The 12,559-nt window shown below is 54.3% G+C and carries 26 protein-coding genes; all 26 read left to right on the plus strand.

Features of this window, described 5'->3' with window-relative positions; genetic code table 11:
- On the plus strand, positions 1-96 hold a 96-nt coding region (locus H5T67_09920; GenBank protein ID MBC7245630.1), incomplete at its 5' end, for a hypothetical protein.
- A 69-nt stretch (positions 97-165) separates the two neighbouring features.
- Positions 166-477 (plus strand): 30S ribosomal protein S10, encoded by a 312-nt coding sequence (gene rpsJ / locus H5T67_09925; protein ID MBC7245631.1) that lies wholly within the window; start codon positions 166-168, stop codon positions 475-477.
- A 140-nt stretch (positions 478-617) separates the two neighbouring features.
- Positions 618-1,244, plus strand: coding sequence for a 50S ribosomal protein L3 (gene rplC, locus H5T67_09930; GenBank protein ID MBC7245632.1), 627 nt, complete (start codon positions 618-620; stop codon positions 1,242-1,244).
- A 44-nt stretch (positions 1,245-1,288) separates the two neighbouring features.
- Entirely contained in the window at positions 1,289-1,909 is a 621-nt protein-coding gene (gene rplD / locus H5T67_09935; GenBank protein MBC7245633.1) for a 50S ribosomal protein L4, read from the plus strand.
- Positions 1,910-1,944: 35 nt separating this feature from the next.
- The gene (gene rplW / locus H5T67_09940) at positions 1,945-2,232 is read left to right on the plus strand and encodes a 50S ribosomal protein L23 (GenBank protein ID MBC7245634.1); all 288 of its coding nucleotides are present in this window, start codon (positions 1,945-1,947) and stop codon (positions 2,230-2,232) included.
- A gap of 58 nt (positions 2,233-2,290) precedes the next feature.
- Entirely contained in the window at positions 2,291-3,130 is an 840-nt protein-coding gene (rplB, locus tag H5T67_09945; protein MBC7245635.1) for a 50S ribosomal protein L2, read from the plus strand.
- A 51-nt stretch (positions 3,131-3,181) separates the two neighbouring features.
- Positions 3,182-3,460, plus strand: a complete 279-nt coding sequence (gene rpsS / locus H5T67_09950; protein MBC7245636.1) for a 30S ribosomal protein S19 — start codon at positions 3,182-3,184, stop codon at positions 3,458-3,460.
- Positions 3,461-3,529: 69 nt separating this feature from the next.
- Positions 3,530-3,883, plus strand: a complete 354-nt coding sequence (rplV, locus tag H5T67_09955; GenBank protein ID MBC7245637.1) for a 50S ribosomal protein L22 — start codon at positions 3,530-3,532, stop codon at positions 3,881-3,883.
- Between the two features lie 36 nt (positions 3,884-3,919).
- Positions 3,920-4,597, plus strand: coding sequence for a 30S ribosomal protein S3 (rpsC, locus tag H5T67_09960; GenBank protein MBC7245638.1), 678 nt, complete (start codon positions 3,920-3,922; stop codon positions 4,595-4,597).
- Positions 4,598-4,639: 42 nt separating this feature from the next.
- Positions 4,640-5,074 (plus strand): 50S ribosomal protein L16, encoded by a 435-nt coding sequence (rplP, locus tag H5T67_09965; protein ID MBC7245639.1) that lies wholly within the window; start codon positions 4,640-4,642, stop codon positions 5,072-5,074.
- The gene (rpmC, locus tag H5T67_09970) at positions 5,074-5,280 is read left to right on the plus strand and encodes a 50S ribosomal protein L29 (GenBank protein ID MBC7245640.1); all 207 of its coding nucleotides are present in this window, start codon (positions 5,074-5,076) and stop codon (positions 5,278-5,280) included. The genes rplP and rpmC overlap by 1 nt, the downstream gene beginning before the upstream one ends.
- A gap of 5 nt (positions 5,281-5,285) precedes the next feature.
- On the plus strand, positions 5,286-5,537 hold the full coding sequence (gene rpsQ, locus H5T67_09975) for a 30S ribosomal protein S17 (GenBank protein MBC7245641.1): 252 nt from the start codon (positions 5,286-5,288) through the stop codon (positions 5,535-5,537).
- Positions 5,534-5,902, plus strand: a complete 369-nt coding sequence (gene rplN / locus H5T67_09980; protein ID MBC7245642.1) for a 50S ribosomal protein L14 — start codon at positions 5,534-5,536, stop codon at positions 5,900-5,902. Before rpsQ ends, rplN begins: the two co-directional genes overlap by 4 nt.
- Before the next feature lie 52 nt (positions 5,903-5,954).
- Positions 5,955-6,329, plus strand: coding sequence for a 50S ribosomal protein L24 (gene rplX, locus H5T67_09985; GenBank protein ID MBC7245643.1), 375 nt, complete (start codon positions 5,955-5,957; stop codon positions 6,327-6,329).
- Positions 6,330-6,362: 33 nt separating this feature from the next.
- Positions 6,363-6,905, plus strand: coding sequence for a 50S ribosomal protein L5 (gene rplE, locus H5T67_09990; protein MBC7245644.1), 543 nt, complete (start codon positions 6,363-6,365; stop codon positions 6,903-6,905).
- Between the two features lie 39 nt (positions 6,906-6,944).
- Positions 6,945-7,127, plus strand: coding sequence for a type Z 30S ribosomal protein S14 (locus H5T67_09995; GenBank protein ID MBC7245645.1), 183 nt, complete (start codon positions 6,945-6,947; stop codon positions 7,125-7,127).
- A 40-nt stretch (positions 7,128-7,167) separates the two neighbouring features.
- Positions 7,168-7,566: a 30S ribosomal protein S8 gene (gene rpsH / locus H5T67_10000; GenBank protein MBC7245646.1), complete on the plus strand. Its 399-nt coding sequence runs from the start codon at positions 7,168-7,170 to the stop codon at positions 7,564-7,566.
- A gap of 75 nt (positions 7,567-7,641) precedes the next feature.
- Positions 7,642-8,193, plus strand: coding sequence for a 50S ribosomal protein L6 (rplF, locus tag H5T67_10005; protein ID MBC7245647.1), 552 nt, complete (start codon positions 7,642-7,644; stop codon positions 8,191-8,193).
- 42 nt (positions 8,194-8,235) lie between these two features.
- Entirely contained in the window at positions 8,236-8,604 is a 369-nt protein-coding gene (locus tag H5T67_10010) for a 50S ribosomal protein L18 (protein ID MBC7245648.1), read from the plus strand.
- Between the two features lie 88 nt (positions 8,605-8,692).
- Positions 8,693-9,253, plus strand: a complete 561-nt coding sequence (rpsE, locus tag H5T67_10015) for a 30S ribosomal protein S5 (protein ID MBC7245649.1) — start codon at positions 8,693-8,695, stop codon at positions 9,251-9,253.
- Complete coding sequence (gene rpmD, locus H5T67_10020) at positions 9,246-9,452, plus strand: 50S ribosomal protein L30 (protein ID MBC7245650.1); 207 nt, start codon at positions 9,246-9,248, stop codon at positions 9,450-9,452. The genes rpsE and rpmD overlap by 8 nt, the downstream gene beginning before the upstream one ends.
- Positions 9,453-9,476: 24 nt before the next feature.
- Positions 9,477-9,923: a 50S ribosomal protein L15 gene (gene rplO, locus H5T67_10025; protein ID MBC7245651.1), complete on the plus strand. Its 447-nt coding sequence runs from the start codon at positions 9,477-9,479 to the stop codon at positions 9,921-9,923.
- A 71-nt stretch (positions 9,924-9,994) separates the two neighbouring features.
- On the plus strand, positions 9,995-11,278 hold the full coding sequence (gene secY, locus H5T67_10030) for a preprotein translocase subunit SecY (protein MBC7245652.1): 1,284 nt from the start codon (positions 9,995-9,997) through the stop codon (positions 11,276-11,278).
- A gap of 25 nt (positions 11,279-11,303) precedes the next feature.
- Positions 11,304-11,954, plus strand: a complete 651-nt coding sequence (locus tag H5T67_10035) for an adenylate kinase (protein MBC7245653.1) — start codon at positions 11,304-11,306, stop codon at positions 11,952-11,954.
- Positions 11,955-11,999: 45 nt separating this feature from the next.
- Positions 12,000-12,113: a 50S ribosomal protein L36 gene (gene rpmJ / locus H5T67_10040; GenBank protein ID MBC7245654.1), complete on the plus strand. Its 114-nt coding sequence runs from the start codon at positions 12,000-12,002 to the stop codon at positions 12,111-12,113.
- 49 nt (positions 12,114-12,162) lie between these two features.
- Entirely contained in the window at positions 12,163-12,546 is a 384-nt protein-coding gene (gene rpsM, locus H5T67_10045; protein MBC7245655.1) for a 30S ribosomal protein S13, read from the plus strand.
- Positions 12,547-12,559: the final 13 nt, after the last annotated feature.

Genomic DNA, 12,559 nt, shown 5'->3' on the forward strand with positions numbered 1-12,559 from the left:
ATCGTGCCTGTGGCATTGGAAGCGGGATCACACTTTGCCATCCGCGAGGGTGGGCGCACCGTTGGTGCTGGTGTGGTCACCAAGATTCTGGGGTAGGAAGTGATGGGTAATGAGTGAGGAGTGAGGACCACTCGTCGCTCATTACTCGTCACTCACGGAGGTTTTATGGCCAAGCGACAGCGAATCAGGATCAAGCTCAAAGCATACGATCATCGGCTTTTGGATCAATCAGCGCGGCGTATTGTGGAGACGGCAGAGCAGACGGGGGCTGCAGTAATCGGCCCGGTGCCCTTGCCGACCAAAATCGAAAAGTTCTGCGTGATGCGTTCGACTTTCATTGACAAAGACTCGCGCGAGCAATTTGAGATTCGAACCCATCGGCGTCTGATTGATGTGCTTGAGCCGAATACCAAGACCATTGAGACTTTGATGAAGCTCAATCTGCCGGCTGGTGTGGACATCGAGATCAAGATCTAGCCGAAAGCCTGATTTAGCTGTAGACAGATCTCGGATCTATGAGAAATGACCTGGATTGCAAGTGATGGCATGTGCGTAAAGTGCCTTAGCATTGGTATGGTTCGAGACGGTAGACCGAGTTTCGTATTTCTGGAGTGAACATGGCAACAAGAGAAGGATTATTGGGACGGAAAATCGGCATGAGCCGCATTTTTGATGAGCGTGGCGAGGTCGTGCCCGTGACCGTGATTGAGGCCGGACCTTGCTATGTGACGCAAATCAAAACTGTGGAAAAAGATGGCTACAATGCCATTCAGTTAGGGTTTGGCACAGCCAAGGGCTTGAACGAGCCAAGCCGTGGCCACCTAAAGAACCTGCCGCCCTTGCGGCACTTGCGCGAATTGCGCACAGATGACATCGCTCGGTATAAGGTTGGTCAGGTGCTGGATGTCAGCTTGTTCAAAGTGGGCGAGCGGGTGGACGTGATTGGCATCTCGAAGGGCCGAGGCTTTGCCGGCGTGATGAAACGCCATGGATTCAAGGGTGGGCCTGCAACTCGAGGACAATCGGACCGACAGCGTCACCCTGGGGCCATTGGTGCCAGCAATACGCCCGGATGGGTGGAAAAAGGCCGGCGTATGGCTGGGCACATGGGCAATGCGCGGGTTACGGTGCAGAATCTCCGTGTGGTGATGGTTGACCCGGAGCGCAACGTGTTGGCGGTTGAAGGAGGAGTACCGGGTGCACCAAAAGGTCTGTTGTTCATCCGAAAGGCTATCAAGCAATAGGCCATGGCAATTTGACCATGCATCCGTCTTTGAGGAGACACGAAATGCAAGTCAGTGTGCGCAATATGGCCGGTGAAACGGTCAGTCAAATTGAATTACGGGATGATATTTTTGGTCTAGAGCCGCATGAAGCGGTTATGCACCAAGCAGTGCTGCGGCAACTGGCCAATGCACGTTTGGGCACTGCGGATACCAAGACCAGGGGAGAGGTCAGCGGCGGTGGCAGGAAGCCATGGCGGCAAAAGCATACGGGTCGCGCCAGACAGGGCAGCATCCGTGCCCCCCATTGGAAGGGTGGTGGGGTGGTTTTTGGCCCACATCCACGTTCCTATCGCATGCGTATGCCGCGCAAAATGCGCCGCTTGGCCTTGAAATCGGCTCTCTCGGTCAAGGCAGCGGAGAACAACATTGTCTTGCTGGATGAGTTGGCCATGGAGGCACCCAGCACCAAAGACATGCTGGCCCTTCTGGACAATCTGCAAGTTGAATCCAGCGCATTGATTCTGCTGCCGGAACGAGACGAGAACGTGGAAAAATCTGCCCGCAACATCCCTGATGTGAAGACTTTGCATGCTGGCTGTCTCAACGTGATGGATATCCTGAAGTACGATACGTTGATCCTGCCAGTAAAGGCCCTCAAGCTCATCGAGCAGCATCTGGGCTGATACGGGCAGAAGCGATAAGGAGAGTTGGAGCCAAGATGGACATTTATGAAGTGCTCAAGCGTCCCATTGTGACAGAGAAATCGGGCAAACAATCGGAGTATCACCATCGCTACACCTTTGAAGTGGATGCTCGGGCGAACAAGCAGCAAATCAAGGAAGCGGTGGAGCAGATCTTTAACGTGCAGGTCCTGGACGTGAATGTCATCAACATCCGCGGCAAACAACGTCGCTGGGGTAGGATTATCGGACGCACGAAGGATTGGAAGAAGGCGATCGTGACCCTGGCTCCGGGTCAGACCATCCAATTCTTCGAAGGCGTGTAGTTGGTTGTGGTAGGAGCGCTGTCTTGAGGTACAGACGAGTTTTGAGGAATGGCGTATCATGGCAATAAAGACGTATAAACCCACTTCGCCCGGTCGCCGGGGGATGACCGGCTATCTTTTTGAAGAGATTACTTCTACGGAACCAGAGGAGTCGTTGCTTGTTCCGCTGCGCAAAAAAGCAGGACGCAATGTGCGTGGCGTTGTTACCGTTCGTCACCAAGGCGGCGGACATAAGCGTATGTACCGTATTATTGATTTCAAGCGCGACAAGATCAACATACCGGCGCGGGTGGAATCCATTCAATATGACCCGAACCGTTCCGCGCGCATTGCATTGCTCACGTATGCAGATGGCGAGAAGCGTTATATCATCGCTCCGCTGGAGGTGAAAGTGGGCGATGTGTTGATGTCTGGGCCATCTGCCGAAATTCGGCCAGGCAATGCCATGCCCATTGAGCGCATCCCGCTGGGCACGTTGATCCATAACATTGAACTACAACCCGGTCGGGGTGGACAGTTGGTGCGTGCTGCTGGTGCATCCGCGCAGTTACTGGCAAAGGAAGGCGACTATGCTCAAGTGCGCATGCCTTCTGGTGAGGTGCGGCTGATTTCCATCCGTTGTATGGCCACAATTGGCCAGGTTGGCAATACAGATCATGGCAATATCAAACTGGGGAAGGCTGGTCGTTCCCGTTGGTTGGGCATTCGTCCATCCGTGCGGGGTTCGGCGATGACGCCCCGTGACCACCCTCATGGTGGAGGGGAAGGGAAGGCGCCTATTGGCATGCCTTCGCCCAAGAGTCCATGGGGCAAGCCGACCTTGGGCGCGAAAACCCGCCGCCGCAAACAAACGGATAAGATGATCATCCGCCACCGGCAGAAGAAGAAACGCCAGTAAAGTCATGCCGCTGTGGCAGATTATTCATGTGTGAGGTGAGGAGTCTGAGACATGTCCAGATCACTCAAAAAAGGACCTTATGTAGATCAGAAGCTTTTGCGGAAGATCGAAGCCATGAACCGCTCTGGAGAGAAGCGCGTTATCAAAACGTGGTCGCGTGCTTCGACCATCTTTCCGCAGATGGTTGGGCATACCATTGCCGTGCACGATGGAAGGCGGCATGTGCCTATCTACATTACGGAGAACATGGTTGGGCATAAACTGGGGGAGTTTGCTCCCACGCGCTATTTCCGCGGGCACACCACTAAGGAGAAAAAAGTCAGAGCATAAGGCAAGAGACGGCACGGTTGCTCTGGGCATTGCTCCATTGTGGCAAGCATTGTTTGGGGAGAGTTGTGGATGGATCTTCAAGTGAGAGCTGTGGCGAAGTATATCCGTATGTCGCCGCGAAAAGTGAAACTAGTAGTGGACTTGGTGCGTGGCAAGCAGGTAGCTGAGGCATTGACCCTGTTGAAGTACTCCACCAAGGCAGCCGCGCGCCCTGTGGCGAAGGCGATCCAATCGGCAGCGGCCAATGCTGAGGACAAGTTTGGCCTTTCGCCGCAAGAATTGTACATTGCGGAGATCTATGCGGACGAGGGGCCTACTTACAAAAGAGGTCGCTTTGGCGCGCGAGGCCGGTTCAAACCGATCTTGAAACGGAGCACGCACATTACCGTCGTCCTAGGTGGTCTGGGACAGGGCTCGGAGTAATGTCTGGTAAGAGCGAATGGGATCAAGGAGGCATTAGTGGGGCGAAAGGTACACCCGTTAGGCTTTAGGCTTGGTTACAACAAAGAATGGTACGCACGCTGGTATGCAGAAGGCAAAAACTATGTGGATTTGTTGCACGAGGATCTAGCCATTCGGCGCATGATCCACGAAACCCTGGGACAGCAAGCCGCTATCTCGAAGATCGAGATCGAGCGCTATCCCAAACAGATCCGCATCACTATTCACTCTGCCAAGCCAGGCGTCGTCATCGGGCACAAAGGTAGAAATGTGGGCATCTTGCGCGACCAATTGGAGGAATTGACGAAGAAAAAGGCCTGGGTGGAGGTTTCGGAAATCGAGCACCCAGAGCTAGAAGCAGCATTGATAGCGGATAGCATTGTCGAGCAGTTGGAAAAACGCGTTTCGCATAAGCGGGCGATGAAACAGGCCGTCATGCGTGCGATGAGAGCGGGCGCCAAGGGCATTAAGATCCTCTGCTCTGGGCGGTTGGCCGGCGCGGAAATGGCGCGCAGCGAATGGGTGCGCGAGGGTCGTGTGCCGCTGCAGACACTGCGTGCGGATATTGATTATGCTTGCCGCGAAGCCTTGACTGTGCTGGGACGCATTGGGGTTAAGGTTTGGGTGTACCGTGGAGACCTACTGCCCGAAGGCAAGGAAAAAGTAGAGGTACCAGCATTTGTCGCTGAGGCCTAAAGGCTTACACCAGGCAGTCATTTTAGTTCAGGAGATTGCACTATGTTGATGCCCAAGAGGGTGAAATATCGCAAAGCTCAACGAGGCCGGATGAAGGGCCGCGCAACAAGGGGGAATACCGTAGCCTTTGGTGAATACGGTTTGCAGGCTTTGGAGCCACATTGGATTACCAGCCGCCAACTCGAAGCAGCACGGCGGGCTATTGTGCGCTTCGTCCGTCGTGGTGGCAAGTTGTGGATACGCGTTTTCCCGGACAAACCGGTGACTGCCAAGCCGGCAGAGACCCGCATGGGCGGTGGCAAGGGCGCTTTGTCCCATTGGGTGGCGGTGGTCAAACCTGGCCGCATCCTGTTCGAAATTGCTGGTGTGCGGGAAGAGGTTGCGCGAGAGGCCTTTCGCTTGGCTGCGAACAAACTTCCCATTCGGACGCAATTTGTCAGCCGGGAGGACCTGGCTACGGGAGGTGAGTCATCGTGATCTCTGCCAAGGATTTGCGGACGCTGACGGATGCCGAGCTGAACCAAAAGCTGCGCGAGGCGTATCAAGAACTGTTCAACTTGCGCTTCCGTCACGCAACGAAACAGATTGAGAACACCAGCCGCATTCGCATCGTGCGGCGGGATATTGCACGTATCCGAACTATTATGCGCGAGCGCCAACTGCAAGCGGAACAGGAGGGATAGCCTAGATGAAAAGGCAACGGAAAAGCATGATTGGGCGTGTGGTGAGCGATAAAATGGATAAAACAGTCGTTGTCGCCGTGGAGACGCTCAAGCGTCACCGCTTGTATGGGAAAACGCTCAGGCAAGTAAAACGTTACAAAGCACATGATGAGAACAACGCCAGCCATAGCGGTGATCTCGTGCGCATTGAAGAGAGCAGACCGCTGAGCAGGGAAAAGCACTGGGTTGTGGTGGAAATATTGGAGCGGGCGCAATGATTCAGACATTTACCAGGTTGAAAGTTGCCGATAACACCGGCGCACGGGAAATCATGTGTATCAAAGTGCTTGGGGGCACCCGCAAGCGCTATGCACAGGTGGGCGACATCATTGTGGCTTCCGTTAAGGCAGCCACACCTGATAGTGTGGTCAAAAAGGGCGAAGTGGTCTATGCGGTGGTCGTGCGCACTGCCAAGGAATATGGTCGCCCGGATGGCTCTTATATCCGCTTTGATGAGAATGCGGCTGTGATTCTCGATAAAGAACGCAATCCCAGAGGGACGCGCATCTTCGGCCCTGTCGCTCGTGAGTTGCGCGAAAAGGGGTTTATGAAGATTGTTTCCCTTTCACCCGAAGTCCTATAGCGGACGAGCCAACAGTGGGATGCGTTGCCTGACTTTGTGAGGTAAGTAGAAGATGAAGATTCGCAAAGGTGATACAGTTGAAGTAATTGCTGGGGATGACAAAGGCTTGCGGGGAACGGTACGCCGCGTCATTCCGGGGCGCGAAGTGCTGCGCCGCCGGGCCCAAAAGGGTCAGCGGCGCGCCGGGATGGATCCCAATCGCACGCGCGTGTTAGTCTCCGGTATCAATCTGGTGAAAAAACACCAGCGACGCACCGGTGATGTGCGCACGCAAGTGGGGATCATCGAGCGCGAGGCTCCGATCCATATTTCGAATGTGGCGCTGGTGTGCCCGCACTGCCAGAAAGCAACGCGAGTGGGCTATCAGGTGCTGGAGACCGGTGGCAAAGTTCGTGTCTGCAAGCGTTGTCACCAGACCATTGATTAATCGGCTTGTGAGGAGAGCAAGCGAATGCCAGAAATGCCGAGATTGAAAGAGCGTTATCTAAACGAAGTGATTCCAGCCATGCAGAAAGAATTTGGCTACCAGAACGTGATGCAGGTGCCACGCTTGGTCAAAGTCGTGGTGAATGTCGGCTTGGGCGAGGCTCTGCAAAACGCCAAGGCTCTCGATGCCGCAGCAAAGGACATCGCGACTATCACGGGGCAGAAACCCATCATCACCCGAGCCAAAAAATCCATTGCTACTTTCAGGTTGCGGGCGGGCAATCCCATAGGTGTCAAGGTCACGCTGCGTGGAAAGCGGATGTACGATTTTCTGGATCGCCTGTTCAACATTGCCCTACCACGAGTGCGCGATTTTCGTGGCGTCTCTCCGGATTCGTTCGACGGCCGGGGAAGCTATACCCTTGGGCTACGTGAACAGTTGGTCTGGCCGGAAATCCACTATGATTCGATTGACAAGGTCCGCGGCATGGAGATTACCATCGTGACCACGGCCAAGACCGATGATGAGGCACGCCAATTGTTGCGCTTGTTGGGCATGCCCTTTAGAAAAAGTTGAATCGCGTGGAAATAGTGAGCATAGTGAGGGAGAACGAAATTGGCTAAAAAGTCCATGATCGCACGAGAAACCAGACGTAAGTATCCAACGCGTGTCCGCAATCGTTGTCGGAAGTGTGGACGCCCTCATGGCTATATGCGCAGGTTTGGGCTGTGTCGGATTTGCTTCCGCGAGATGGCGGCCAGTGGCCTGATACCTGGCATCACCAAATCTAGTTGGTAATATTTAATCGCCTGATTCCAGTTTGGGTAGGAGAGTGTTGATGACCGTAACCGATCCGATTTCCGATATGTTGACGCGGATCAACAATGCCATAGCCGTGCGCAAGCGCTATGTCGTGGTCCCGTCCTCGAAATTGAAGGTGGAGATCGCACGTGTATTGAAGGCGGAGGGCTACATTGACCATTATGATTTGACCAAGGACCGCCCTCAACCCATGTTGCGCATCCAACTCAAATATACCAAGGATAACGAGCCTGTATTGACGGGTATGCGACGCATCAGCAAGCCAGGTCGTCGCGTATATACCAAGCGCGATGACATTCCGCTGGTGCTGAGTGGCATGGGTATTGCCGTGCTCTCTACGCCGCGCGGAGTCATGACCGGCAAAAGAGCGCATCGGCTAGGGCTCGGTGGCGAAGTGATTTGTTACGTCTGGTAGGCTGTGGGGATGCAGACAGGACGGGCCACAGAGCAGAATCGCATTACTGGTGAGTAGTACTTTGGAGGAAGAGAAGTGTCACGCATCGGTCGTTTGCCCATAACTCTACCAAAGGGTGTCCAGGTGACGGTTGATGGCCATTCGGTCACCATACGAGGCCCTAAGGGAGAGTTATCTCGTGGATTTGATCCACGCATAGGAATTGAACTGCAGGATGGTAAATTGATTGTGACCCGTTCCAGTGACCAGCCGAAGGTACGGGCTTTGCACGGTTTGACACGTGCCTTGTTGGCGAACATGGTGGAGGGAGTATCCACCGGCTTTCGCAAGTCATTGGAGATAGTAGGCGTTGGCTATCGAGCTGAAGTGCAGGGACAGGATCTAGTGCTGCAGGTTGGGTATTCCCATCCTGTCCGATACACGCCTCCACAGGGTATTGCCCTCACGGTGGAACAGGGAAACCGCATCATCCACGTGGATGGCATTGACAAAGAGTTGGTTGGTGAAGTGGCAGCCCAGATCAGAGCCGTGCGCGGCCCAGAACCTTATAAAGGGAAGGGAATCCGTTACCTTGGTGAGCAGGTGCGGCGCAAGGCTGGCAAAGCGGGCAAGGTATCGACAAAATAACTGTTCCTCGATGCATCTGTTTCAGTGAGGTTAAGGATAAGAATGACGGATAAGAAGGACACGGAAGCAGCGCGTAGAAAAAGACATGAAAGAATTCGAATACGAGTGCGTGGTACACCAGAGCGACCTCGGCTGAATGTATTTCGCAGCCTGCGGCATATCTATGCTCAGGTAATTGATGATAGCCAGGGCCACACGATTGCCTCTGCCTGCACACTGGATGCAGAGATTCGCCAGCAGATTGGCGAACTGAACAAAACGGAGCAGGCCAAACTGGTGGGGCAGGTATTGGCAAAACGCGCCCTGGAAAAGGGTGTGAAGCAGGTGGTATTTGATCGTGGTGGCTACAAATACCACGGGCGTGTCAAAGCGCTTGCCGAAGCAGCCCGAGCAGGTGGGTTGCAATTCTAGCTGTGTTCAGCAGTATGGGATTTTGTAGCCTGCTGGCTTCAGCGAAGAAATGACGCTGGAAATCGGGTAGGGCAAAGAAGGGGGATGGATGACAGACGAGTTTGAGCATGAGTTGACAGAACCCGGAGCGGTGGAAGAAGCCGCAGCGGAACAACTGTTGCAGGAACGGCTCATTCATATAGACCGTGTGGCGAAGGTGATCAAGGGCGGCCGCCATTTTGGGTTTCGGGCGCTTGTCGTGGTCGGCGATGGCCAAGGCGGTGTAGGTGTTGGACTGGGTAAGGCTCGCGAAGTCCCAGATGCGATCCGCAAAGGGGTTGAACGGGCCAAGAAGAACATGGTCAAAATCCCGCTGATTGGCACCACGATCCCACATGAAATCGTATCCAAGTTTGGCGCGGCGCAGGTTTTGCTCAAACCGGCTTCGCCTGGTACGGGGGTGATTGCGGGTGGCAGTGTGCGTGCGGTTCTGGAAGTAGCCGGCATTAAGGATATCCTGACCAAATCCTTGGGCAGTTCCAACGCACTTAATGTCGCGTATGCGACCTGGCATGGACTGAGGAAACTGAAGGACATCGAGGCCGAAGCGCAACGGCGTGGCAAGAAAGCAAGCGACCTCACAGCACCATGGAGGAAGTCCGATGTCTAGGAAGAAGAAAGTGAGCAGGAAACTGCGTGTCATCTATGTCAAAAGTGCGATTGGCTACTCGCAGAAGCAGAAGGGCACGATCCGAGCCCTTGGGCTGAAGCAGTTGGGCGATATAGTGGAGCATGAAGACACGCCTGTTATACGTGGTATGGTGGACAAAGTACGACACCTGGTGCAGGTAGAGGAGATCGAAGCCTAACAGTTGCTTAGGAGCGTGAACGAGATGAAGTTGCATGAATTGCGACCCCCGGAGGGGGCTAATAAGAAGAAAAAACGAGTTGGTCGTGGCACTGCCTCCGGGCACGGCAAATCGGCCGGGCGCGGGACGAAGGGGCAGAACGCGCGCACGGGTGGTGGCGTCAGGCCGTACTTCGAGGGCGGCCAGTTGCCATTGGTGCGGCGTCTCCCTCACAAGCGCGGCTTTACGAACATTTTCAAAGTACAGTATAGCATCGTCAACCTCGATCGCCTGGCTGAATTTGGTCCGGGCAGCAAGGTTGACCCCGAGACGCTGGCAGCGGCGGGCATTATCAAGTCTGCCAAAGAACCGGTCAAAATTCTGGGGCGAGGTGAATTGAAATGCGCGCTGACCGTAGCAGCGCACAAGTTCTCGGACAGTGCCAAGCAAAAGATCGAAGCGGCAGGAGGCACAGTTGTGGAATTGGAGTAGGCTGGCAACGCCTTGTCCTTGCCATTTCTCTGGCGGGCTGAGCCGTTGCAGCAGGATGTGATGGAGGAGCTATGCTGCGAGCTATATCAAACGCTTGGAAATTACCAGACCTGCGGCGAAAGTTAATTTTCACTTTCGTTATCCTGGTGATCTTTCGTCTGGCAGCGCACGTGCCTGTTCCTGGCATTGACCCGGAAGGGTTGCGCCGGATTTTCGAAGCCAACCAGTTGCTAGGGCTGTTGGATATGTTTTCAGGTGGAGCCATGTCCAATTTCTCGGTGATGGCCATGGGCGTTTATCCTTACATTACAGCATCCATTATCTTGCAGTTGCTGCAGCCGTTGATCCCTGCGCTGGATGAACTGAGCAAAGAAGGCGAAGCTGGCCGCAACAAACTGAATCAATACATGCTCTTGTTGACCATCCCGCTGGCAGCGCTGCAGGGATTTAGTCAGGCAACCCTACTACAACGAGGCGGGGCTCTGACCAACTTTGGATTTTCCCGTGCCACGTTGCTGCCTTCCCTGGCCACGCTGGCCACACTGACGGCAGGCACCATGTTCGCCATCTGGTTAGGCGAGTTGATTGATGAGCAGGGCATTGGCAACGGCATATCCTTGATCATCTTCAGCGGAATTGTGGCTGAGATTCCGCAAAGGGTGGGAGCACTGATTCTGGGCAATTTGCCCGGGCTGTTCTTCTTCCTGGTGATCACAGCGGTGACCATCGTCGTTATCATTTTCATTCAAGAGGGGCAACGGCGCATCCCAGTTCAGTATGCCAAGCGGGTACGCGGGACCAAGATCTATGGCGGTCAGAGCACGCACATTCCATTGCAAGTGAACTCCGCCGGCATGATCCCACTCATTTTTGCGGTTTCGATCATGCTGTTGCCGGGCGTGGTGTCCAGTTACTTTGTGGATTCTCAGATAGCCTGGCTAGCGCGTATTGCCAAGGGCGTTTCCTCGTTGTTCAATTCCGAGGGAGCGTTCTACTGGGTCTTGTACTTTATGTTGGTCATAGGCTTTACCTATTTCTATACCGATATCGTTTTTCAGCAGCAGAATCTGGCCGAACTGCTGCAACGACAAGGTGGTTTTATCCCCGGCATTCGCCCGGGGAAACGCACTGCGGATTATCTGAATGGTGTGCTACGGCGCATCACTCTAGTCGGTGCGATCTTCCTAGGCGTGGTAGCCATTTTGCCGTTTTTAACTAGGGGGCTTGTTGGGACGGGGCAAATGCTGGTCACCAGCACAGGCTTGTTGATCGTGGTCGGTGTGGTCTTGGATACGATGAAACAACTCGAAGCGCAGTTGTTGATGCGTCATTATGAGGGCTTCATCAAGAGGTAAGAAGGGTAGCAAGGAAGCACAGCACATGTTTGTAGTGTTATTGGGGCCTCCTGGAGTGGGGAAAGGGACGCAGGCCGAGTTGCTGGAGAAGGAATTGGGACTGCCCCATGTCTCCAGCGGTGATCTCTTCCGAGAGGCGATCAAGAACGAAACCGCGCTGGGAAAGAAAGCCCAGAAGTATATCGATCAGGGCAAGTTGGTGCCCGATAAGATCACTATTGCGATGGTGGCGGAGCGCTTGAGCCAGCCTGACTGTGCCAAGGGAGCCATATTGGACGGGTTCCCACGCACCATTGGTCAGGCGAAAGCGCTGGACAAAGCGCTGGCACAAAGGAACACCGCTTTGAACTTGGTCGTCTATATGAACGGCTCTGTTGAGACGTTGATGAAGCGTCTTAGCGGGCGGAGGACTTGCCGCAATTGTCAGGCTGCTTATCACATCCTGTACAACCCGCCTAGAGAGCCGGGCAAATGCGACATTTGCGGTGGTGAACTGTATCAGCGCGAGGATGATACGGAGGAGACCCACCGCAAGCGCATCGAAGTGTATCTGGAGCAAACTGCTCCTCTTGTGGAATATTACCGCAAGCGGGGGTTGTTGGTAGAGATCAATGGAGAGCTGGATATCCAGGGAGTCCGGGCAGAATTGCTGGCAGCGCTGGATCACATAAGGTAGAATGCTGTATCAAGTTTTTACTACAGGTGCGATTGGGAGATTATCATGAAAGTGAAACCATCTATTAAGAGGCGTTGTGCCAAATGCAAAATTATCAAGCGGCGAGGCGTGGTGCGCGTGATTTGCGAAAATCCGCGTCACAAGCAGCGTCAGGGCTAACGGCTCGGTTGTGCTGCTATAGGCGATTGTCTGTTAGAGGAGGATGACGGTGGCGAGAATTGCGGGAGTAGACCTGCCCAGAGACAAAAGGGTCGAGGTTGGCTTGACCTATATCTATGGCATTGGCCCGAGCAGAAGCAAGCAGATCCTTCAGGCAACGGGAGTCAATCCCGATACGCGGGTCAAGGATCTAACGGAGAGCGATATTACCCGCATTCGGGAGTATATCGAACGGGAATTCAAAGTCGAGGGCGATCTGCGACGCGAGGTGGCGATGAACATCAAGCGCCTGACGGAGATCGGTTGTTACCGAGGTATCCGTCATCGCCGAAACTTGCCTGTGCGTGGTCAACGCACGCGCACCAATGCGCGCACCAAGCGTGGCCCGCGCAAGACGGTTCCAGGGCGAAAGCGTTCACGGGCCAAGAAGTAGTGAGTGTCTATTC

The organism is Chloroflexota bacterium (assembly GCA_014360905.1).
Lineage (GTDB): Bacteria > Chloroflexota > Anaerolineae > UBA2200 > UBA2200 > JACIWX01.